General features: G+C 31.6%; 18 protein-coding genes. All 18 read left to right on the top strand.

Going from position 1 to position 23498, the window contains the following annotated elements:
- The first annotated feature begins 10 nt into the window (after nucleotides 1–10).
- Nucleotides 11–1513 (top strand): L-fucose/L-arabinose isomerase family protein, encoded by a 1503-nt coding sequence (locus B5D16_RS09420; RefSeq protein ID WP_078766739.1) that lies wholly within the window; start codon nucleotides 11–13, stop codon nucleotides 1511–1513.
- Between the two features lie 238 nt (nucleotides 1514–1751).
- Nucleotides 1752–3209 carry a xylulokinase gene (gene xylB, locus B5D16_RS09415; RefSeq protein WP_078766738.1) on the top strand — a complete coding sequence of 486 codons (1458 nt, stop codon included), beginning with the start codon at nucleotides 1752–1754 and terminating at the stop codon, nucleotides 3207–3209.
- Between the two features lie 110 nt (nucleotides 3210–3319).
- The gene (locus B5D16_RS09410; protein ID WP_078766737.1) at nucleotides 3320–5326 is read left to right on the top strand and encodes a sialate O-acetylesterase; all 2007 of its coding nucleotides are present in this window, start codon (nucleotides 3320–3322) and stop codon (nucleotides 5324–5326) included.
- A gap of 44 nt (nucleotides 5327–5370) precedes the next feature.
- Nucleotides 5371–7188, top strand: a complete 1818-nt coding sequence (locus tag B5D16_RS09405; protein WP_078766736.1) for a sensor histidine kinase — start codon at nucleotides 5371–5373, stop codon at nucleotides 7186–7188.
- A 14-nt stretch (nucleotides 7189–7202) separates the two neighbouring features.
- The gene (locus tag B5D16_RS09400) at nucleotides 7203–8783 is read left to right on the top strand and encodes a response regulator transcription factor (protein WP_078766735.1); all 1581 of its coding nucleotides are present in this window, start codon (nucleotides 7203–7205) and stop codon (nucleotides 8781–8783) included.
- Between the two features lie 323 nt (nucleotides 8784–9106).
- Nucleotides 9107–10891, top strand: coding sequence for a type 2 periplasmic-binding domain-containing protein (locus tag B5D16_RS09395; protein ID WP_078766734.1), 1785 nt, complete (start codon nucleotides 9107–9109; stop codon nucleotides 10889–10891).
- A gap of 117 nt (nucleotides 10892–11008) precedes the next feature.
- Nucleotides 11009–11965, top strand: a complete 957-nt coding sequence (locus B5D16_RS09390) for an ABC transporter permease (RefSeq protein ID WP_143405092.1) — start codon at nucleotides 11009–11011, stop codon at nucleotides 11963–11965.
- 11 nt (nucleotides 11966–11976) lie between these two features.
- Complete coding sequence (locus B5D16_RS09385; protein ID WP_078766732.1) at nucleotides 11977–12924, top strand: carbohydrate ABC transporter permease; 948 nt, start codon at nucleotides 11977–11979, stop codon at nucleotides 12922–12924.
- A gap of 414 nt (nucleotides 12925–13338) precedes the next feature.
- Nucleotides 13339–14007 carry a YesL family protein gene (locus tag B5D16_RS09380; protein WP_078766731.1) on the top strand — a complete coding sequence of 223 codons (669 nt, stop codon included), beginning with the start codon at nucleotides 13339–13341 and terminating at the stop codon, nucleotides 14005–14007.
- Nucleotides 13991–14629, top strand: coding sequence for a hypothetical protein (locus B5D16_RS09375; RefSeq protein ID WP_078766730.1), 639 nt, complete (start codon nucleotides 13991–13993; stop codon nucleotides 14627–14629). Before B5D16_RS09380 ends, B5D16_RS09375 begins: the two co-directional genes overlap by 17 nt.
- 209 nt (nucleotides 14630–14838) lie before the next feature.
- A complete protein-coding gene (locus B5D16_RS09370; protein WP_078766729.1) occupies nucleotides 14839–16737 on the top strand; it encodes a diguanylate cyclase in 1899 nt (632 codons plus the stop codon).
- Between the two features lie 79 nt (nucleotides 16738–16816).
- The gene (locus B5D16_RS09365; protein WP_078766728.1) at nucleotides 16817–18082 is read left to right on the top strand and encodes a diaminopimelate decarboxylase; all 1266 of its coding nucleotides are present in this window, start codon (nucleotides 16817–16819) and stop codon (nucleotides 18080–18082) included.
- 101 nt (nucleotides 18083–18183) lie between these two features.
- Complete coding sequence (locus B5D16_RS09360; protein WP_078766727.1) at nucleotides 18184–19614, top strand: hypothetical protein; 1431 nt, start codon at nucleotides 18184–18186, stop codon at nucleotides 19612–19614.
- 8 nt (nucleotides 19615–19622) lie between these two features.
- Nucleotides 19623–19937 carry a hypothetical protein gene (locus B5D16_RS09355; protein WP_078766726.1) on the top strand — a complete coding sequence of 105 codons (315 nt, stop codon included), beginning with the start codon at nucleotides 19623–19625 and terminating at the stop codon, nucleotides 19935–19937.
- Nucleotides 19938–19956: 19 nt separating this feature from the next.
- Nucleotides 19957–21384, top strand: coding sequence for a DUF2953 domain-containing protein (locus B5D16_RS09350; protein WP_078766725.1), 1428 nt, complete (start codon nucleotides 19957–19959; stop codon nucleotides 21382–21384).
- Between the two features lie 19 nt (nucleotides 21385–21403).
- On the top strand, nucleotides 21404–21754 hold the full coding sequence (locus tag B5D16_RS09345; protein WP_078766724.1) for a GerW family sporulation protein: 351 nt from the start codon (nucleotides 21404–21406) through the stop codon (nucleotides 21752–21754).
- A 166-nt stretch (nucleotides 21755–21920) separates the two neighbouring features.
- Complete coding sequence (metF, locus tag B5D16_RS09340) at nucleotides 21921–22781, top strand: methylenetetrahydrofolate reductase [NAD(P)H] (RefSeq protein WP_078766723.1); 861 nt, start codon at nucleotides 21921–21923, stop codon at nucleotides 22779–22781.
- Nucleotides 22782–22785: 4 nt separating this feature from the next.
- Nucleotides 22786–23460: a hypothetical protein gene (locus B5D16_RS09335; RefSeq protein ID WP_078766722.1), complete on the top strand. Its 675-nt coding sequence runs from the start codon at nucleotides 22786–22788 to the stop codon at nucleotides 23458–23460.
- Nucleotides 23461–23498: the final 38 nt, after the last annotated feature.

Below are 23498 nucleotides of genomic sequence, written 5' to 3'. Positions count from 1 at the left end.
GGAATTTAAAATGAGTATTGCAAAAGTATTTTCAGACAACATGCCTGAGATTAAATTGGGTATTATCGCAGTTAGTAGAGACTGTTTCCCAATGAGCTTATCAGAAAGCAGAAGAGCTGCTGTGGTAGCTAGCTATCAGGCTAAATATGGTGAAATTTATGAAAGTAAAGTTACAGTTGAAAACGAAGTAGATATGATGAAGGCATTAGAAGATGTTAAGGCTGCTGGTGTTGAAGCATTAGTTGTTTATCTTGGTAACTTCGGTCCAGAAACACCTGAGACTTTATTAGTTAAATATTTTGATGGTCCATCAATGGTTATCGCTGCAGCTGAAGAAGCTGGTGATAAACTTCTTGATGACAGAGGAGATGCTTACTGTGGTATGCTTAATGCAAGCTACAACTTAAAGCTTAGAAACCTTAAGGCTTACATTCCAGAGTATCCAGTTGGTGATGCTGATGAATGTGCAGATATGATTGCTGAATTCCAGACAATCTCAAAGACAGTTAACGCTGTTAAGAATCTTAAGATTATTGGTTTCGGTCCAAGACCTCAGGACTTCCTTGCTTGTAACGCTCCAATTAAGCAGCTTTACAATGTAGGTGTTGAAATTGAAGAAAACTCAGAACTTGACCTTTTCGAAGCTTTCAAGAAGCATGAAGGTGATTCAAGAATTCCTGCAGTTGTTGATGATATGGCAGCTGAACTTGGAAATGGTAATAAGAAACCTGAAATTCTTTCAAAACTTGCTCAGTATGAACTTACACTTCTTGACTGGATTGAAGCTCATAAGGGCAGCAGAAAGTATGTTGCAATCGCTGGTAAGTGCTGGCCTGCATTCCAGACTCAGTTTGGATTCGTACCTTGTTACGTAAACAGCCGTCTTACAAAGAGAGGCATTCCTGTATCATGTGAAGTTGATATTTATGGTGCACTTAGTGAGTACATTGGTAGCGTAGTAAGTAACGATGTTGTTACACTTCTTGATATCAACAACTCAGTACCTAAGGATATGTACAACGAAGAAATCAAAGGTAAATTTGATTATGATTATAAACTTACAGATACATTCATGGGATTCCATTGTGGTAATACAGCTTCAACAAAGCTTGCATTCTGTGAAATGAAGAACCAGAAGATTATGGCTAGATCACTTCCAGAAGAAGTTACAAATGGTACTCTTGAAGGTGATATTGCTCCAGGTCAGGCTACAGTTTACAGACTTCAGTCTACATCAGATGCTAAGCTTCGTGCTTACATTGCTCAGGGTGAAGTTTTACCAGTTAGAACAAGATCATTCGGTGCTATCGGTATCTTCGCTATTCCAGAAATGGGTAGATTCTACAGACATGTATTAGTAGAAAAGAATTATCCACATCATGCAGCTATCGCATTTGGTCATCATGGAAAGTGCATCTATGAAGTATTCAAAATGCTCGGCGTAGATGTAGATGAAATTGATTACAATCAGCCAAAGGGTGTTCTTTATAAGACAGAGAACCCATTTGCTTAATTAAATCAGAGATAGAAGTTGAAGATTCTCTTAATAGAGAATCTTTGACTCCGCTCAAAGCTTCGGAGGCTTCTCTGATATAAATTAGAGATATTTATAATGCTATGTTTAGTTTTAAGCATAGCATTATAGTTTATTATGATATATGGTTAAGTAAATCAACAGAAGATAGATATGTTTATGCTTGAAAATATATTTGAAGATGTTTTATAAGTAATTAAAGAAAAGAGGAACGAATATGTATATTGGTGTAGATTTAGGTACTAGTGGTGTTAAGTTACTCTTAATGGACAAAGATGGTAAAATCTTAAAGAAAGTTACAAAAGAGTATGGCTTAAGTTTTCCACAGCCAGGATGGTCAGAACAGAATCCATATGACTGGTATGATTATACTATTTTAGGTATTAAGGAATTAATTAGTGAAATCAACCCATCAGACGTTAAGGGATTTGGTGTTGGTGGACAGATGCACGGTCTTGTTATTTTAGATGAAAATGATGAAGTTATTAGACCTGCAATTCTTTGGAACGATGGTAGAACAACAGCTGAAACTGATTATCTTAATAATGAAATCGGTACAGATAAGCTTGCTAAGTATACTGGTAATATTGCATTTGCTGGTTTTACAGCTCCAAAGATTCTTTGGGTTTATAATAATGAACCTGATAACTTTAAGAAGATTAAAAAGATAATGCTTCCTAAGGATTATCTTGTATATAGACTTACTGGTGCATTTAGCTGTGATTATTCAGATGCATCAGGTATGTTACTTTTAGATGTAAAGAATAAGTGCTGGTCAAAGGAAATGCTTGATATTTGTCATGTTTCTGAAGACATGCTTCCAAAGCTTTACGAAAGTAGCGATGTTGTAGGAACAGTTAAGAGTGATGTTTTAGCCGACCTTGGAATTAATGGTGAAGTTAAGGTGGTTGCTGGTGCTGGCGATAATGCAGCAGCTGCAATTGGTACAGGTACAGTTGGTGCTGGTAGATGTAATATCTCACTTGGTACATCTGGTACAATCTTTATTACAGATAGCAAATTCGTTGATCTTGATAATAATGCACTTCATTCATTTGCTCATTCAGATAAGGGATTCCACATTATGGGTTGTATGCTTTCAGCTGCTTCATGTAATAAGTGGTGGATGGATGAAATTCTTAGAGATAAGGATTATGCTAAAGCACAGGAAGAAATGGGCAACTTAGGTGAGAATAATGTATTCTTCTTACCATACTTAATGGGTGAGAGATCTCCTCATAATAATCCAAAGGCTCGTTCAATGTTCATTGGTATGAGTATGGATACAACAAGAGCTCAGATGTCTCAGGCTGTACTTGAAGGTGTGGCTTTCGGTATGAGAGATTGTTTAGAAGTTGCTAAGGAAATGGGCATTAACATTACAGAAACATGTATCTGTGGTGGTGGCGCAAAGAGTCCACTTTGGAGAAAAATCATGGCTAATGTACTTAATATCAAGGTTAATACATTAAAGAATGATGAAGGTCCAGCTTTAGGTGGTGCTATTCTTGCAGCTGTTGGTGATGGCGTATATCCAGATGTTATTGAAGCTGCTAAGAAGATTGTAGAATATGATAGTTCTATCGAACCAGATGCAGAAATTGCTGCTAAGTATGATAAGGCTTATGACTTCTATAAGAAGTTATATCCACATACAAAGGATTTATTCCAGTAAAATTAAATATGATTTTATTTATAAATTAGATTAGTTATGGGGCTGCTTTTTGCAGTCCCATAATAAATGGAAAAATATTGTAGTATAATTATAGTTTTTGGAGAAGAAATATGAGATTATCAAATGTATATGGAAATGGTATGGTTTTCCAAAGAGATTGTGATAAAAATGTAATTAAGGGTATTTTATATACTGAAGAAGAATTAAATAATGATAATAATGCAAGTATTAATTGTAATAATATAGAGATTAAGGTTGTTGCAACTGATGAGAATGGAAATGAAGCATTTGCTGTAAGAGAAGTTATTAATGATAATGAATTTAGAGTTTCTATTCCTTCAATGAGTAAGGGAGGACCTTTTGAGGTGACAGTCAGTGTAATAGCTAATGATGAAAATGTAAAAATAGAAGATGTAAAGATTATAGATGTTTATTTTGGCGATGTTTTTATGCTTGCTGGTCAGTCAAACATGGAGCTTATGTTTGCACTTCTTCCTGATATGTTTAAATCTGAGTATAAAAAGATTGCTAATCCTATGATTAGAAGCTTTATACTTGGTAGAAATACTGAGTTTAATAAACCTAATGATATTATAGATTATGGTAACTGGATTGTATGTGATGAATATAGTTTAGATTCTGTAAGTATATTGGCATTTTTCGTCGCCGATAAGCTAGCTAAAGAAAAGGATGTTTACGTTGGACTTTATCATACAGCTGTTGGTGGCGTTCCAATTGAAACTTATTTAAGTGAAGAGTCAATTAGAGAACTTAATATTAATGTTGATTTGCTTGAAAAAGCAAAGGTTCCTGGTTATATAAGAGAAATTAATGAAGCAGAAGTAAAAAGAGATACTGAATGGATATTAACAGCTAAGGAAGTTTTTAAGGATTTAGAGGCTATAAGAAATAATGGTTCTAAGGGAATCGTGGAAGTTCCTGGAGATATGGAAGAGTACAAAGATTTTGTTGGTAGTCTCATGCTTGAAAAGAAGTTTGTAATTGATGAAGAAGATAAGGATTACCTTAAGGATGCAAAACTTTATCTTGGTGCTATCGTAGATGCTGATGATACATTTATTAATGATCATTTCGTTGGAAATACAGAGTATAGATATCCACCTAGAATTTACAGAGTTGAAGATGGAATCTTAAATGTTGGAGAAAATACAGTTAGAATTAATATGCTTGTATTTAGAAAAAATGGTAAATTTGTAGGTGGCATGCGTTATTATCTTCTTTTAGCAAATGGAAAGAAGATTGATTTAACTGGTGCTTGGAATATTTATAAAGCAAAAGAAATGCTTGATGAAGAAGGTAATCCTAACATTTTACCTGATATGACTTTCTTTGAATATTATCCAACAGCACTTTTTAATGCTCATTTAGCACCACTTCGTGATGTGAATCCGTTAGCATATTTATTCTATCAGGGCGAAAGTAATGTTGAGCGTTCAAATGATTATAAACGTCAATATGTAAGAATGTGTGAGGATGTAAGGAAGTTATTTGCTAATGATAAACTTCCTATTATTCAGACACAGCTTTCAGCTTTTTCTGATGGATATGTGGATTTTAATACTGATTGGGCTATCTTTAGAGAGATTCAGAAAGATGCTCTTTGTGTTGATAATTCAGCATTGGTTCAGAGTTATGATTTAGGTGAATATTATGATTTACATCCATATAAAAAGAAGGAACTTGCTGATAGAATGTATGTGGCTATAAAAGATTTAGTTTATGGGGAAATAAATTATATTTATGGTCCAACACTTGATAAAATTGATATTTCTAATGATAAAATTAATGTATATTTTAAATGTGAAAGTAAGTTAGAATATAAGAAAAATTTAAATTATAATCCAGAGGTTGATCACTTTGAAAGCGGAGATAGTGATGTTCATGGATTTGCTATTAAGTTAGTTGATGGTAAGATTTTTAGAATAAATGGAGTGATAACTTCGGATAATTGTGTTACAATAAACACTAGTGCATTTGCTGATATTAATAAGGATAATATCGATGAAATTTCATATATGTTTATTAACGCTCCTATGGAAGTTAATTTATATGAAGGTATTATGCCGGCAGTGCCATTTAAGAAAAAGATAAAGTAAATGATATTTTTTGCTACTAGTTGTAAGGAGTATAGAGTTAGCATATGAAAAAATTTAAGAGACGTTTTAGAAGATGGATGAATATGTTAATGCTTAGGGATAAATTATTATATTTATTCCTATTATGCGTGCTCTTACCTTTGATAGTAACCGATGGATTTATTATTTATAACTTTAGTACAATTAATACCACAAAGCAGAAGCACGAATTAAGTGAATATGCAGAAGCTGTTGAATATTATATAAAAAACAGGCTTGAATATCCTATTTCAGCAGCAAGAGTTTTATCTCATAATGATGTAATTAATAATTTGTTAAATACCAAGTATGATTCAACAACAGATTATTATAATAGTATTCAGGAATTTAAAAAGAATACTATTTTTGGTTCAAATATGGGAATTGATAAAGCTACACTTACTATTTATGCTGATAATGATACTATTATCAATGGTGGTGAATTCTCAAAATTATCTTCAGTTAAAAACGAAGAATGGTATAAGTATATTGGCAGTAAAAATGGAACATCAAACGAATACTATAATACTGACAAAGAGGCTGGAGTTGACGATGCAAACAAATATAATTATTCAACCAGACTATTGTTTTACTACGATCGTGATGAGACTAAGAGAAAGATTAGTAAGCGAAAGGTTTTATTCTTATCAAGCCTTAATATGTACAGTTGGAGCGGGTGCGATAAAGTATTAAAGATTGAAATGGAATATAATTCTTTTGTTGAAGGTATTAATAAACTTGGGCTTGACTGTGATATTTATCTTTGTAAAGGAAATAAATTACTTATTTCTAATACAGGTGGTAATAACGTAATTGATGATTATGGTAGTTTTAAACTAAAAAAGAAAGTAAATTATAGTAAGCCTTTGGTTCTTCATGGAGAGGCGTTAACAATTAATGTTGTTAGTTCGGATTATACTCCATGGAAACAGATGGTTAGAAGTATTCCACTTATAATTGCTCTCTTACTTCTTAATATTGTATTGCCTCTTTTCATGATGCAGCAGATAGAAAGTAGTATTACAAGTAGAGTTAAGAAACTGGAGAAAGCATTTGCTAGTGTAAATGAAGAAAAGCTTAAAATGCTTGATAGAATTGAAGGTGAGGATGAAATTGCAAACCTTTCAATTAACTATAATCATATGGCACGTCGTATTAATGAACTTATTCAGACGGTATATAAGGATAGGCTAAAAGAGCAGGAGATGGATATTGCTAGACAAAATGCTGAACTTCTTGCTCTTCATAGTCAGATTAATCCACATTTCCTTTTTAACGCACTTGAAAGTATTAGAATGCATAGTATTTTAAAGGGTGAAGAAGAAACAGCACAGATGGTTGAACGACTAGCAATAATGGAACGTAATAATGTGGATTGGAATAGTGATGAAGTTTCTGTTGAGAATGAGATTGCATTTGTAGAAGCGTATTTAGGCCTTCAAAAATATAGGTTTGGCGACAGACTAAATTACGAAATTGAGGTTGAAGATGAGCTTAAGGATATGCTTATCCCTAGACTTACAATTGTAACTTTTGTAGAAAATGCTTGTGTACATGGTGTTGAAAACAAAAAGGGAACAAGCTGGATATTTGTTAGAATTTATATGGAAGGCGATGAGAAGGTTATCGAAATCGAGGATACAGGTTGTGGCATGGATGAACAAGCTATTAAGGATATTCTTGATAAGATGGAAAATGCTGACATAGATAGACTCAAATCGGGGGAGAGAGTTGGTATAATTAATGCTAGTTTAAGACTTAAAATGAGAAATCCAGATAGGATTAGATTTTTCATTGAAAGTGAAGAGGATGAAGGTACAATTATACAGATATTTATTAAGTAAAAAAGGAGTCATAAATGTTAAAGGTTATGCTTGTTGATGACGAACCTTTTATAACCCAGGGTTTAAAGGTTCTGATTGATTGGGAAAAAGAAGGATTTGAGATTGTAAAAATAGCAAATGATGGTGAAGAGGCATATGAATACTTGAAAGAGAATGATTTGGATCTTATTATTTCAGATATAAAAATGCCTGGTATGACTGGTATTGAGTTATTGGAAAAAGTTAGAGAAGAAAAATTATCAGATGCTTATTTTGTTATTCTTTCTGGATATAGTGATTTTTCATATACTCAAAAAGCTATATGGTATAACTGTATGGATTATGTTTTAAAACCAGTTAATAAATCTGATTTAATTACTGTTTTAAAGAAGGTTTCTGAGTCGAGCGAACAGGAAAAACTTAAGAAACTTCATACTAATAAAACAGAAAAGGCATATCTTGAAAGATATTTAACATCTGTAGTTTTAGGTAAATTTGATAAGAATGATATTGAATATGTAGAATCTCAGATGGACTTATCCTGGAATTTAAGATATGTTAGTATTTTTATTGATGATGAAAATGCTGAAATAGAGGATAAGGACTTAAGAGAGAGACAGAAGAAATTATATAATGCTTGTCTTGATGTTTTAAAGGATTATTCAAATAATATTATATTTGATAACGCTGATGAAAACTCATATGCAATTGGATTTATATATTGTGATTATATGAGTAACGGATATAATAGTAAATTTGATTTATTCTTAGAATATGTAAGAAAGCATCTTGAAGGTTTATTACAAAAGAAAGTTATGATGGTTGTTGGAAAGAATGTTAATGGTACAGAAAATTTGTGCCAGTCATATGGTTCGGTTAACATTTTAAAATCACAGCTTGCATTTCATGATAAGAAGGAAATCTATATTTATGATATAGAGTTTAACAAGAATCAAAGTGGTGAAATGCTTTGCAAGAATAGTTTGGATAAATTGATTTTAGCAATTGAACAGAATGATGAAAAAGCTATGAAGAATTCTGTAGATGCTTTCTATGAGGAAATCAAGAAATCAGGCAGAAGTAATGATGCGATTAACTTAAATATCAATTACTTATTATTCCAACTTATTCATATTGCTACAAAACAGGATAATAATGTTAACCAAGAAGAGATTTTAACATATATTTCCGAACAGTCTTTTGATAATAGTTTTTCGCGAGGTTCTTCGGAGCATTTATTGGAATTCTCGAAAAACTATGCGATATATTTACAACAGTTACGAAAAACAACTGTTGGAGATGTATTTACTCAGGTTGAGGAATTGGTAAAGGAGCATTATGCTGAAAACTTAAACCTTGTAGAGATAAGTAAAAGATTCTATATTAATAATTCTTACTTTGGAAGAATCTTTTATAAAAAATATGGGATTACATTTAAGGATTATTTGACAGTGCATAGAGTGAATGTTGCATGTAATCTTTTACTTACAACAGACATGAGGGTGGCAGATATAGGTGAAGCAGTAGGATATAAAGATAGAGATTACTTTATTAAGAAGTTTATTGAAAAGAAGGGATGTACTCCTGCAAAGTATAGAAAGTCACATGCACAGTAGTAATACCTGATAAATTATACCTGACAAATTATATATGTTTAAATATGTAGATTTATTTGTACATATTTACTAAAAGGAAACTTTATAACGATATCTTGTGTGAAATGTATGCTTTTGCACAAGATATTGTTATTTTTATGTATATAAAAACTAAAAAGTTAGGTGTTATTAAATTAATGCTACGGATAAAAATGGAAAAAGTATAGTTTGTCCCCCTTTTTAGTATTGTTTGTCCGGTATTTTTTTAGTGAAAATGCTATATAATGGTATTACAAAGCATGATACACGTGAGGCAAAATAACAAATTATATGGAGGTAGTTACATGCAAAAGAAAAATTTAGCTGGTAAGTGCGTAGCACTCGGCTTAGTTTCAGTTATGGCTCTTTCTTCAGCAACAGCTTGTGCTGGTGGAAAGAAATCTGAGAAAAAGGGCGGAATTAAACATTTTACAATGTTTACAGCTATGACAGGAACAGAAATTAATGACGATAATGAAATTAAGAAGATTATCGCTGAAAAGACAGGCTGTGATTGTAAGGAAACATGGCTTGCTGGTCAGTCAGATGCAGATGCAGTTAATGCAATGATCTCAAGTGGAACATACACTGACTTCGTAAACGGTGGTGATTCAATGGGACTCCTTGTTGATGCTGGTGCGCTTGTTGCTTGGGATGAATATCTTGACAGTGGCAAGTATCCAAATCTTAAAGCAATGTATTCAGATGCTGAATGGGATAAATTTAGACAGAAAGATGGAAAAATCTACTGGGCTAACGTATTCCAGAATCATAAGAATGCTTCAACAGACGTTATTCATAACGATGAAGCTTTCTGGGTACAGGTTAGAGTATTAGAGGATGCTGGTTATCCAAAAATCAAGACTCTTGATCAGTACTTCGATCTTCTTGAAAACTATTATAAAAAGAATAAGAAGAACGATGATGGAACAGACATCATTCCTTATACAATGCTTTGTGAAGACTGGAGATATTTCTGTATTGAAAATGCTCCTGAATTCTTAGATGGTTATCCAAATGATGGTTCTGTTTTAGTAGACTTTGATAGATCTAAGTTAGATAGTGGCGAAGCTAATCCAACAATCAGAGACTATAATACAACAGATACAGCTAAAGCTTACTTCAAGAAGCTTAACGAAGAATACAAAAAAGGTATCATCGATCCTGAATTTGGTACACAGACATACGATGAATACAAACAGAAACTTTCAAATGGTTATGTTTTAGGTATGTGTGATCAGTGGTGGGATTTCGCTAACGATGTTAACAATGCTTTAAAGACATCAGGTGGTGACCTTAAGGGTTATAACTACGTTCCACTTGGCCTTACAATGAAAGAAGGCGAAGAACAGAGATGGCATACATATGGTGATACAGTTAACCAGTCAAGTGGTATTGCTGTAACAACAGCATGTAAGGATAAAGATGCTGCTTTCAAGTGGATGAACGACTTACTTGATCAGGAAATCTTAGACCTTAGAAACTGGGGTGTTAAGGATGTAGATTACAAGGTGTATGAAGATGATGCAGAAGATGGTTCGCATAAAAAAGGTGAGTTCTATAGAACTGAAGACATGAGAATGCAGTTAGCTGATACAGAATATCAGGCTAAGCATATGTGCCCATATGGTTACTTCCCTCAGTGGGGTGGTACAAGTGATGATGGTATCAACGCTTGTCTTCCTAGTGAACAGGTTGGAGAATTTAGAGCAAGTCTTGCAGAACCACTTCTTAAGTGTTTCGATGCATACGGTGCTAACGGATATCCAGACATGATCGGTTCAGTTGGATGTAAAGCTGCTGGATATACAGAGGATCAGGTTGAAGAAATGGCATATTGGTTCCCAATGTACTCACATTCAAACAATATGACAGCTGATACTCCAGGTGGAGATGCTTGGGGCAAGATGGGCTCAGTTAAACATGAGTGGCTTCCAAAAGTTGTTGTTGCTAAAGACTTTGATAGTGAATGGGATAAATATCAGGCTAAGTATAAAGCTTGTAAGCCAGAAGACTTCATTGCAGAAATGCAGGAAGAAGTTAATAACAGATATCAGAAGTACTTAGATGTTCTTGCAAAAGAAAAATAAAATAAACCGGACAAACCGTATGGTTTGAAAGGATGAGGAATAAAGTAAAATATTTATATAGCTGCGCCACAAGCCTCATGGCGCAGCTATATGAAAGTAGAAGTAAAGGTGGCGAGTATGGACAGAGAGAACGTTAAAAAAAATGAGAAGAAGAACTTTATGAAAGAAGTTAAGAGACAAAAATTCCTTTTATTTTGGTCTGCTGTATTTGTAATTTATGGTGTGATTTTTTATTACATTCCATTAGCTGGATGGGCTATTGGTTTCCAGGATTACAAACCTCAGATGAAGACAAACTTATTAAAGATTGTACTTCAGGGTAAATATGTTGGATGGAAACATTTTGATTATTTGTTTAAAGATGAGAGATTCTTAAAAGCAATTAAAAACACATTTGCAATGGGTAGTTTAAAACTTATTTTTACAACTGTTTTTGCAATTGGTTTTGCTATTTTATTAAATGAAGTTAAAAATATAAAAGCGAAAAAGGTAGTTCAGACAATATCTTATCTTCCACATTTCCTTTCAATGGTTATTGTATGTTGTATATTCCATGATGCATTTGCATCTAAAGGTATTGTTAATGAAATTCTTATAAATACACATATTTTAAAATCACCATTTGCATTTTGGGGTGCTCCAAAATTCTTCTGGGGATTAATTGTTTTCTTAAATGTATGGAAAGAAACAGGTTGGAATGCTATTATTTATCTTGCTGCAATTACATCTATTGATCCTAACCTTTATGAAGCAGCTTCAATTGATGGTGCTGGTAGATGGGGTAAAATTAAGCATATTACTATTCCTTCAATCAGACCTACAATTATTATCTTGCTTATTTTAAATATTGGTAATATTATCAATGCTGGTTTCGAAGAACAGTACTTACTTAGAAATGGTCTTGTTGCACAGGTTTCAGATACAATCGACGTTTATGTATTCGTTGACTGTATGAAGAACTTTGCTTACTCACGAGGTGTAGCTGCTGGTGTATTCAAGAGTGCCGTAGCTATTGTGCTTATCTTTGCAGCTAATACAATCGCCAAGAAAATGGGCGAAGAAAGAATATTCTAGGGAGGTTTATGATGGCAGGAAGAGATATTACTTCAGTTAAAACATTCGGTGGAAAGAGAAGAAAAGTTCATAAAACTTCAAAAGCAGATAGAACATTTACAGTTTGTAATGCTATATTTTTGATTATCTTTTCTATCGTAACAATTTATCCTGTACTTAACACTATTGCATATTCATTTAATGATGGTGTTGATGCTATTAAGGGCGGTATTCATTTGTTACCTAGATCTTTCTCAACCAAATCATATAGTGTAGTTTTCCATAAGGAAGGTATCATTACTGGTGCTAAAGTTACAGTAATGAGAACAGTACTTGGTACAGTATTAGCATTATTCTTTAATGCATTACTTTCATTCATTGTAAGTAGAAAGAGATTTATTTTCAAAAATCAGTTATCTTTATTCTGGGTTATTACAATGTATGTAAACGGTGGTCTTATTCCTAACCTTTTGTTAATGCAGACATTAGGTTTAACAGGTACATTCTGGGTATATGTTATCCCAGGTATGATTAGTGCATTTAACATGCTCGTTATGAGAACATATATGAATGGTTTACCAGATGCTTTGGAAGAAGCAGCTATGATTGATGGTGCTACATATTGGACAATTTTTGTTAAGGTAGTTTCACCACTTTGTAAACCGGTTTATGCTACAGTTGCTCTTTTCGTAGCTGTATATCAGTGGAACTCATGGTTTGATACAATGCTTTATAACATGATGAAACCTGAGAACACAACACTTATGTATGAGTTACAGAAACTCCTTGCTACAGTTTCAAACCAGGCAGGTGGTTCAGCTTCATCTCATGCTGAAGCAGGTGCAAAGGGTAGTGCTGTTACATCAGTTACAGTAAGATCTGCTGCAACAGTTGTTACTATGGCTCCAATCGTTTGCTTATACCCATTCTTACAGAGATACTTTGTAACTGGTGTTATGATTGGTGGTGTAAAAGAATAATTTGTTTAATACAAAAAAAGTTTATATTGACGGAATTTAATTACTTTATTATTTATAATTAGAAAAAGAACAAGAAGAAAAAAGAAGAAATATATATATCACAACTTAATATTTAATCACTTGCTATTGGATAATTGTATGTATATAATACATATGTATCTAAATAGTGGTGATTAAATATTAGGTGGTATATAAAATTATGTATTATTTACCTATGGCCTTTGATTTTCTCTTGCCATGGGTTTTATTTGATTTAAGAGTTTGTATTTTAGATTGATTTGTTTTGTATGATATTTTATTTCAAAAAAATATTTTAATTATATATATTATTTAAATACGATAATTACTATACTGCTAGATTAAGGGAGAATAGCAGTTGTTTAGATATAGATTATAGAATGAGGAGAATTAAAAATGCTAAGATATGATGGACCAGTTATGATGGCCATTAATAAGATTACGGACTATGTATGGATGACAGTTTTATGTCTTATCTGTTCACTTCCAATCTTTACTATTGGTGCGTCTGTAACTGCAAAATATTATGTAGCAATGAAGTATACCAGAGGAGAGGATACACCGGTTACAAAAGCATTTTTTAAAGCTTTTAAACAGAATTTTAAACAGTGTACATTTATAAATATTATCGCTATTATTGTTGGAGTGATATTATATTTTGACTGGGCTTTAACACTTTCAATTAAGGGTGAATTTACATTCCTTATTGAATTGTTATTAGTAGTTGTTACATTGATTTATTTCATGTCACTAATCAATATTTTTTTATTGATTTCTAGATTTGAAATAAAAACAAAAGAAGCTGTAAGTTCGGGGTTGGCTATGTCAGTTAGATATTTTGGTCAGCTAATGCTTATCGTATTCATTATGTTATTTCCGTTTATTTTAATTGTTGCTTGGAATAATTTCGGTATTAAATGGGGATGGTTGATTTGGTTATTCTCAAATATTGCATTAACATGCTATGTTGCATATTTTTATGACAAAGAGTTTACTAAAATCGAAGAAAAGAATGGATATTACAGAGAGCGTATAAACGAGGATAAGTATGATAGCGAAGCTTAAAAGTATTGAGAAAGGTCAAAGATTACAGTATTTTAAAGATTATTACTTACTTAAATGCATTGCTATAATTGCTTTTATTGTATTTGCATTATCACTTGGTAAGGATATATATAATAATAAAAAGACTATATTGAATATTTCATTTGTTAATATGGAGATTTCACCTGAAGGGTTAACTTATTTAAAGGATGATTTTAGAACTTATTCAAAAATCAATAAAAAAAATAAAGTTGCTGTAAGTTACGGTGGACAGATAAAATATATGGAAGATGCGAGTAATGCTTATGCATTATCATCTAAGTTGCTAGTTGGTAATCCGGATATTTTATTAGCTGATGAGATAGGATATACTTCACTAGCTTTTTCAAAACCTTTTTTAAATTTGGAAGAGGTGTTTAAAGATGATGAAGAATTAAAAGAAATATTAGATAAATACGGTGTTAGAAATAAAGATATTGATGGCAAGGAAACATATATAGATGCGATTGATATTACTAATACCAAATTTGGAAAAAATTATATAAGCACAAATGATGACTCTAAGTTATATTTCACTGTTGCGGCTGGTACAGCTCATCTGGACTATGTCAAAAAAGTGATTAAATACTTAGGGGAATCATAACATATTTTTGTCTCCCTTTTTCTGCGACGAAAGTCGCACTCTCTTCTCTATGGACGGATTTTATAGTTAACAGCTACAAGATCCGTCTTTTTTTGCCTTTTTATTTATGAAAGTTCCTTTTACGTTGAAAAATATGCCAAAATAAACTATACTTATAGTATGAATGTATTGTTTTGTGGAGTAGGTTGATTGTATTATGGAGGTTTTACATGAAAAGGAAAATTGCAGTATTTACTAATGGTTGGAATGATGACTATTTGGAATTTGCATTAGAAGGAATTAGAAGACGTGCGAATGAAGATAAGATAGATATTTTTATTTTTATGGAATATACTTCTTATGATAATAATGAGAAGGATAAAATTGGAGAGTTAAATATATTAAATCTTCCTGATTTGAAAGATTTTGATGGTGTTCTTTTGCTTGGTAATACTCTTAATACTGCAAATGAGAATGCTATTTTGCGCGAAAAGATTCTTCAAACGAAGGTTCCGTCTTTGTGTCTTGAGTATCAATTAGAAGATATTAATTGTATAAGAACTGAGAACTATAATGGAATGAAAGAACTTATGGAACATATGATTAATCTACATAATGTTAAAGATGTATTTTATATCAGTGGTCCAAGTGATAACGCTGAAAGCAATGAAAGGTATCAGGCTGTTGTTGATACGATGAAAAAGTATGGCCTTAAGATGAATCCTGATAATGTATTTGATGGATGTTGGAGTTATGCTATTGTAGAGGAGAATATTCCGAAAATTGTCAAAAGTCTTGATAAACTTCCGGATGCCTTTATTTGCGCTAATGATTCCATGGCACTTGCAACTTGTATAGCTCTTGAAAAGATTGGAATTAGTGTACCACAAGATGTTAGAGTTACAGGATTTGATAATCTTATGAGTGGAAATTATTTTTCACCTATGCTTACTTCTGTAGATAGAGGATGGAATGAAAGAAGTTATCAAGCTATGGATAGTTTGATAAATCTTATTAATGGTTCTCCTGATTTTGGTGATAAATTATATGATTCAAAGTTTGATTTAGGAGAAAGCTGCGGTTGCTCTATGGGAGATGAAGGCAAGAAGATTCAGAAAAAAGCAAGAATGCGAGCCTTTTCAATACCAGTTGAAAGAACTATTTTTGATTGGCATTTGATTGGTATAGATGATGCGGTATCTAAAGTAAAAACAGTAGATGATATACATAAAGGTTTTAGTAAACTTTGGGAATCTAGTCATAATTATGAAGGTAATGAATTTTATATTTGTCTTGATCAGAATTTTGTTGATTCTATGGTTAAGGATGTTGATTCTAAATCAGAAGGATATAGTGATAGTTTAGATGTTATTTATGGTATGAAAGATGGACAAACTATAGATAGAACTAGTATATCATTAAAAGAATTAGTACCTAATCATAATCCAGATTCCTCAGAGAGTGAAATGTATCTTTTTATTCCGCTACATTCGGGAGCAGAGTGTTTAGGATATTATGTTTGTAAGAATCATATATCTACCATTAAAGATTTTTATTTAAATTCTCTTACAAGACATATTTCATCAGGGCTAGAAAGAGCACGTCAGAATATTCAATTAGAGAATTTGAATAAAATATTGGAAGATATGTCAGTTAGAGATGAACTTACAGGTCTTTATAATAGAATGGGATATGAAAAAATAGTTATTCCATATTTGAATGATCTTCGTTCTTCAAAGAAAAAATCAATTATTATGGTTGCTGATATAAATAGAATGAAGGTGATAAATGATGAGTTTGGTCATCTTCAAGGAGATGCTGCTATAAGAATTATTGCTTACGTTCTAAAAAGTACCGTTCCAGCTAACTGGAAAACAGTTCGATATGGTGGCGATGAATATGTTATGATAGGCGAGTGTGATAATGAAAAAGATGTGGAAGTCGTAAAGAATGAAATAATAAATAAAGCTAAAAACATGGCTAAAGAACTTGCACTTCCGTTTAAATTAAGCGTTAGCGTTGGCTATGTTATTGTTGATATTGAAGATAAAGTTGGAAATGAAGAATATTTCCGTATGGCTGATGAAGCGATGTATGAGATGAAACAAAAAGCTCATAGGGAAGCTTAAAAGACCTTTAATAAGGCTTATAATAAAATATAGTTGGTAAAAATGGGGGAATAATACTAAAAAAATGGAGGACATAATAATGGAAAAAAAACCATTTATTACACTTGAGAAACTTAAGGAAATTGATAAGACATATCCTACACCTTATCATATTTATGATGAGAAGGGGATTAGAGAGAATGCTAGAAGATTAAATGAAGCATTTAGTTGGAATAAAGGATTTAAAGAATATTTTGCTGTAAAAGCAACTCCAAATCCATATATTTTAAATATTTTAAAAGAAGAAGGATGTGGTGTAGACTGCTCATCCTTAACAGAACTTATGATGGCAGATAAACTAAATTATGATGGAACTGATATTATGTTCTCATCTAATGATACACCAGCTGAGGAATTTGTTTATGCTAGAAAGATAAATGCAACAATTAATCTTGATGATTTTACACATATTGACTTTTTAAAGGATTGTGCTGGAATTCCAGAAACAATTTCTCTTAGATATAATCCGGGTGGAGTATTTAAAATTAGTAATAACATTATGGATAATCCTGGTGATGCTAAGTACGGTCTTACACATGATCAGATTATAGAAGGTTATAAGAAGTTAAAGGAACTTGGTGCTAAAAAGTTTGGTATGCATTCATTTCTTGCAAGTAATACAGTTACTAATGAATATTATCCAACTCTTGCAAAGACTTTATTTGAACTTGCTGTTGAAATTAAGGAAAAAGCAGGCGTTGAAATTAGTTTCATTAATCTTTCGGGTGGTGTAGGTATACCATATACACCTGATAAGGAACCTAATGATATTAAGATTATTGGTAAGAAAGTAAAAGAAGTATATGATGAAGTTTTAGTTCCAGCAGGACTTGGTGAAGTATCAATCTTTACTGAACTAGGTAGATTTATGCTTGCGCCATATGGTCATCTTGTAACTAAAGCAATTCATGAAAAGCATACTCATAAAGAGTATATTGGTGTTGATGCTTGTGCGGCTAATCTCATGAGACCAGCTATTTACGGCGCTTACCATCATATTACTGTTGCAGGTAAAGAAGATGCTCCTTGTGATCATAAATATGATGTTGTAGGTTCTTTATGTGAGAACTGTGATAAGTTCGCAATTGATAGAATGTTACCAAAAATTGATATGGGTGATTTCTTGGTAATTCATGATACTGGTGCTCATGGTTTTTCTATGGGATATAACTATAATGGAAGACTTCGTTCTGCAGAACTTTTACTTAAAGAAGATGGTTCAGTTTCAATGATTAGAAGAGCCGAAACGCCTAAGGATTATTTTGCAACATTTGATTTTACTGGAATATTTGATGATATTAAATAAAATTTGATATAGATTATTGATTATGATTTCATTAGGGGGTATATGATTATATATTTCCTAATGAAATTTATGTAAAACTACTATTAGGAGACAGATTTTTTATGAGTAAACTTATAAGTGATATTAGAAGCTATAAGAATTTAGAGGATAATTTACCTTGTTTTGTGGCAAGATTTTGTATGTATGCGAAGGCATTTGCTGGAGTTCACCTTTTACTTAATAAGGTAAATCTTATGGAGTGTATTGAAGACGATAGGGAAGCTGAATTTAAGAAGATTTATGATAGATTATTAGATTTATGTGAGTCTTTCGGTGATATGGATGTTGATGAAGCTATTGTAAAGTTAGATGAACTTAGAAATGATAATCTTGATTTTGTAACAAATACAACGAGATATATTGAAAATTATTCAATTTATCAGATGGTATTTAATCGTATTGAAGGAAGATTTAGAGAAGTTAAACTTGATAAGATGTACAATGATGAAGTTTTCCTTGATATGGTTTCAAGAAGTATTGCTAAGGCTAATGAAGAGAAAATGGCTAATGTGTTAATTAGCAAGCTTGTTTGTGAGTTGCCAGTTATGCTTACTCGTGAAAAATTTAGAGATTATTTAGATGCTGGTATTTCAATTTATAAGGATAGTACAAAGTTTAGTTTTGATAATTTCCTGGATATGCTTAGATATAATTCTGTTGTAGATGAGTTATCTGATAAGGATTCATTTAAAGAATATAAGAGAATTCTTGATGAATATTCAAAGATTAAGTTTAAGGAAATAGATGAAGATTCATTCTTTAAGTATGAAGAAGATTTATATAGTATTGCTGATAAATTTGAAGAAGCTTCATCAGTTCATGTTGTTTTACAAGAAGCAATTAATGATTTATATGTATGTCTTATTGCTGAAAAATTATGTAATGAAAATATAAAAGAAAAATATTTTAGTAATAAGATAGATATGGATAAGATTGATTCATATATTAAGATGGATTGTAGAAATCTTACTGATGATGAACTTAATCCAATTCTTGAAAAATCAGAAGGTTTACAAGAAGAGTATTATGATGAAGTTTCAAACTTAGTTGCTCTTTTTGATGATGGAGTTATTAAGGAAGCATATTCTAGGGTTACTCTTAATGATGAAGTTGGAGAAATTAAGAATTCAGAAAGTACTCTTGAGTATACAAGAAAGCTTATTTTACTTTTATCTAACAGTGAATTTGCTTCGTTGGAGAAAGAAGAAGAATCATTAGGTGAAAAAGTTGATCCTGAATATTTTGAATCTAAGAAAAATGAAGTAATTGATGAGATTATTAATGGATTAAGTGGTAAGGATAGAATGGTTAAGAGAGCCATTATGGCAAATGTTCTTGGAAGTTTACCAGTTTTCTTTAATAATCTTGATGAAATCAAAGCATATATTAAGAATTCACTTGAAACATGTACAGATGAACATGTTAAGAAAGCAAGTAAATTATTAGCTATAACAATTATGGATGATTTTGATTATAGTGGAGAAGATAAATAGGTGTAAATATGCGCTTTTATGATAATTTGTATGTGGGGGACAAAGCGGCAGGAAAGATTAATAAGATACTAAAAGCAATTAAGGATAAAAAGATTGTTTATGATGTATATTTGATTACAACTGCTGATAATCCCTTAGATAATCTTGATATATATCAAGCTAATACATTTATACAAAAACATTTTGAAAATAAGGATTTGCTGGTAATAGGAGTTGCTAAGGGAAAGGGTGAAAGTAGAGAACTTTTAGCTAAAATCATTAAGGATTGCTATGATGAGACTGGTGATTATAAACTTAGAGATTTCTTTATTAGTAAAATGTAATTGATTACATGGTGGAAGTATGTTGTTAGCTGTTCTTAATGTTTTAAAAATAGTTGGGATTGTTTTACTTGCCATCTTAGGAATAATTTTATTTATATTCCTTTTATTGATGTTTGTTCCGATAAGGTATAGACTTAATGGAAGGTATGATGATAAGGTTAAGGAAGGTAAGGTAAACATTTCTTTCCTTTTGCATATAATAAGTGCAAAAGTATTATTCGAAAATAAAAAATTGAATATGATTATTAAATTTTTTGGAATTCCTGTTTTAAAAAAAGATTTTCTTGATTTGAACAAAGAATCGAAAGAATCTTATCGTGAAGAAGAAAAAGAGGAATATTCTAATAAAGCTTATGAATCGAAAATCAATAATGAATCTGAAAGAAATAAAGGTGATGATTTTGATTCCGTAGATAGGAGTGATATTCATGACAAGAGTTTTACTTCTGATGAGGATGAAAATCAATATATTGATGTTGATAAAGGCATTAAGGATTCTTCGATAGACTTGAATGTTTCTGGTGAGAAGATTGATAATGCATCGGATGGTCAGATTATTAATTTAGATTTTGATGATAAAGAAGTTAATGAAGATAATAACTTATTTGATAAGCTCCTAAATGGGTATTTTGATTATATTTTAAACGGATATTTTAAATTATTTAATTTTGTTTTGTTTGGATTTTTTAAGATATTTGATTTAATTATTTCGGCAGTATTTGCTGTGGCGCTTTTGATTTTTAAGGGTATTGATTTATTAGTTTCAAAAGAGGATAATATTTTTTCATTCCTAGATGAAAAGGCAAATAAGCTTAGTGAACGAATTGAGACTAAGAGAGAGCATTATAATGAATCAGCAGATAGAATTAAAGTTATTAGTGATAAGATAAAAGGATTTAGTTTTAAGTTATCTTCAATAAAAGGAAAGATACATGGTCTAAAATTTAAGATCAAGAGTATAATTAGGAAGATAGAAAGAGCTAAGTATAAAGCTAATCTTACAAAGAATAGGATTAAGGAATATAGAGAGTTAAGTAAGACTAAGAGATTTAAAAAGACATTTGCTTTTTTGAAAAAGGAAGTAAAGTATTTATTAAAACAAATATTCCCAAGAAAGTGCAAAGGTTTTATAAAGTTTGGATTTGAGCATCCAGATAAAACTGGAAAAACTTATGGTTACATTGCCATTCTTTATGGTATATTTGGTAAGAGACTAAAAAAGTTTGATGTTATCCCGGATTTTGAACATAAGATTTTAGAAGGAAAGGTTGACATTAAGGGTCATATTAGACTTATTCATGCATTGATTGTTGCTATTAAGATTTTACTTAATAGAAATGTATGGATAATTAAAAAGAAATTTGATAAAATAAATAGCAAGTATAAAAGCATGGAAATGGACGAAGGTTTTTATGATTTCGACGACGATTTAGATGCGATAAGCTAAAAGAGATATGGAGGTTATTATGGCTGAGAAAACTACAATTGATGATTTATTAAAAAGTATGGAGAATTTCATTTCTACTAAGTCGGTAGTTGGTGAAGCTATCAAAGTAGGAGATACAACGATATTACCACTTGTTGACGTTTCGGTTGGTGTTGGTACAGGTTCAACATCTTCATCCACTAATGTTGCTGGTGGTATGGGACTTAAACTTGTTCCAAGTTCAGTATTAGTAATTAAAGATGGTCAGGCTAAGCTTGTTAACATTAAGCAGCAGGATGGTCTTACAAAGGTATTGGATATGGTTCCTGATTTTGTTGAGAAGTTCTCAAATAATGGTGGATCATCAGATGAAGTAGATATTACTGAATAAGAGTTTGATATAAATAAAAGTTATAACAAGTTATTTAAAACGAATATTTGTTATAACTTTTATTTTATTGTAAAATAACATAGTTGTTATAATTAAGGCGATATATCGCTTAAATGTAAGATTTATATATAGAATGATGACTTGTTTGTTTTACATGGAGGTTTATATGCAGATATCTAAATTATTTGATGGTGATAAGACAGTCTTATCATACGAGATTTTTCCACCTAAAAGAAATGATAGTATTGATAAGATTTATGATACGATAGAAAAATTAAGTGATTTAAATCCAGATTTTATATCTGTTACATATGGAGCATGTGGTAATATAGCAGATAGTAAAACAGCGGATATTGCACAACTTATCAAGGATAAATATAATATTGAGAGTGTTGCTCATTTAACTTGTATCAATACAGGTAAGGAAGAATTAGATTATATTTTAAACGATCTTGAAAGTAAGGGGATTGAAAACATCCTTGCACTTAGAGGTGATATTAATCCAGATATTAAACCTAAGAAAGAATTTAAATATGCAAGTGAACTTGCTACTTATATAATAAAACGTGGTGGATTCTATGTTTCAGGTGCATGTTATCCAGAGGTTCATGTAGAGGCTGAGGATAGCATAGCTGATATTAAGAATCTAAAAAAGAAAGTTGATTGTGGCGTTTCACATCTTATTAGTCAGCTTTTCTTTGATAATGAAGTATTCTATGCGTTTAAGGATAGAGCAAGAGCAGCTGACATTAATGTTCCTATTGAAGCGGGCATTATGCCAGTTACAAATAAAAAGCAGATTGAGCGTATGGTTACGCTTTGTGGTGCATCACTTCCAGCTAAGTTCGTTAAGGTTTTACAAAAGTATGAGGATAAGCCAGAAGCGTTAGTAGATGCAGGTATTGCATATGCGGTTAATCAGATAGTTGATTTAGTAGCAAATGGCGTTGATGGAATTCATCTTTATACTATGAATAATCCATATGTTGCAAGAAAAATTACGGAGAGTGTGAAAAACATACTTTAAAAATATGATTAAATTAAAAGAGATTAGTAAGGAAGATGCTTTTAGATATATGGGTGGAGATTATTCATCCATTAATGAAGAGGAATTAAAAATTCTAAAAGAAAACGAAAAGCTTCTTCTAGAAAACATAAACGTTAGATACGTTTATAAAGTATTTGATATAGACAACGAAACAATGATGATTGGTCCTAACATTAAGTTAGAAGGTCAGTCCATAAAAAATCACCTTAAAGATTGTAACAAGGTGATTTTTCTTGCTGCAACTTTATCTTCATCAGTTGATGAGTTTATTAGAAAGCGTCAGGTAAGTGGTAGCTTTGACATGGTTTGTGCAGATGCCTTGGCTTCAGCAGCAATAGAGGATGCACTTAAATTAATAGACCTTGAGCTTATAAATAGATTTAAGGATAAGCACTTAACTTGGAGATTTGGCGTGGGATACGGAGACTTCCCGTTAGAATTTCAAAGTACATTCCTTGACTTAGCAAATGCAAGAAAGCTCATTGGACTTAACTTAAGTGATGGAGGACTATTAACTCCAACTAAATCAGTTACTTGTATTATTGGAGTTTCTGATGGAAAACTAGATGGTAATCGTGATATAATGGATTCGTATTCGCATAAGTGTTCAATATGTAATATGAAGGATGTATGCGCATATAGTAAATATAATAAGTAGAATGATATTAGAAAGCATTTGCTGAAAGTATCATCGGA

It is taken from the genome of Eubacterium uniforme, assembly GCF_900167115.1.
Lineage (GTDB): Bacteria > Bacillota > Clostridia > Lachnospirales > Lachnospiraceae > Eubacterium_S > Eubacterium_S uniforme.
This window is presented reverse-complemented; position numbering and strand designations above follow the sequence as displayed.

Coding starts and splice junctions, on each gene's coding strand:
- B5D16_RS09395 (WP_078766734.1), top strand. CDS start 9,107: ATGCAAAAGAAAAATTTAGCTGGTAAGTGCGTAGCACTCGGCTTAGTT.
- B5D16_RS09420 (WP_078766739.1), top strand. CDS start 11: ATGAGTATTGCAAAAGTATTTTCAGACAACATGCCTGAGATTAAATTG.
- B5D16_RS09350 (WP_078766725.1), top strand. CDS start 19,957: ATGTTGTTAGCTGTTCTTAATGTTTTAAAAATAGTTGGGATTGTTTTA.
- metF (WP_078766723.1), top strand. CDS start 21,921: ATGCAGATATCTAAATTATTTGATGGTGATAAGACAGTCTTATCATAC.
- B5D16_RS09355 (WP_078766726.1), top strand. CDS start 19,623: ATGCGCTTTTATGATAATTTGTATGTGGGGGACAAAGCGGCAGGAAAG.
- B5D16_RS09410 (WP_078766737.1), top strand. CDS start 3,320: ATGAGATTATCAAATGTATATGGAAATGGTATGGTTTTCCAAAGAGAT.
- B5D16_RS09385 (WP_078766732.1), top strand. CDS start 11,977: ATGGCAGGAAGAGATATTACTTCAGTTAAAACATTCGGTGGAAAGAGA.
- B5D16_RS09335 (WP_078766722.1), top strand. CDS start 22,786: ATGATTAAATTAAAAGAGATTAGTAAGGAAGATGCTTTTAGATATATG.
- B5D16_RS09370 (WP_078766729.1), top strand. CDS start 14,839: ATGAAAAGGAAAATTGCAGTATTTACTAATGGTTGGAATGATGACTAT.
- B5D16_RS09390 (WP_143405092.1), top strand. CDS start 11,009: ATGGACAGAGAGAACGTTAAAAAAAATGAGAAGAAGAACTTTATGAAA.
- B5D16_RS09400 (WP_078766735.1), top strand. CDS start 7,203: ATGTTAAAGGTTATGCTTGTTGATGACGAACCTTTTATAACCCAGGGT.
- B5D16_RS09365 (WP_078766728.1), top strand. CDS start 16,817: ATGGAAAAAAAACCATTTATTACACTTGAGAAACTTAAGGAAATTGAT.
- B5D16_RS09405 (WP_078766736.1), top strand. CDS start 5,371: ATGAAAAAATTTAAGAGACGTTTTAGAAGATGGATGAATATGTTAATG.
- B5D16_RS09360 (WP_078766727.1), top strand. CDS start 18,184: ATGAGTAAACTTATAAGTGATATTAGAAGCTATAAGAATTTAGAGGAT.
- B5D16_RS09380 (WP_078766731.1), top strand. CDS start 13,339: ATGCTAAGATATGATGGACCAGTTATGATGGCCATTAATAAGATTACG.
- B5D16_RS09375 (WP_078766730.1), top strand. CDS start 13,991: ATGATAGCGAAGCTTAAAAGTATTGAGAAAGGTCAAAGATTACAGTAT.
- B5D16_RS09345 (WP_078766724.1), top strand. CDS start 21,404: ATGGCTGAGAAAACTACAATTGATGATTTATTAAAAAGTATGGAGAAT.
- xylB (WP_078766738.1), top strand. CDS start 1,752: ATGTATATTGGTGTAGATTTAGGTACTAGTGGTGTTAAGTTACTCTTA.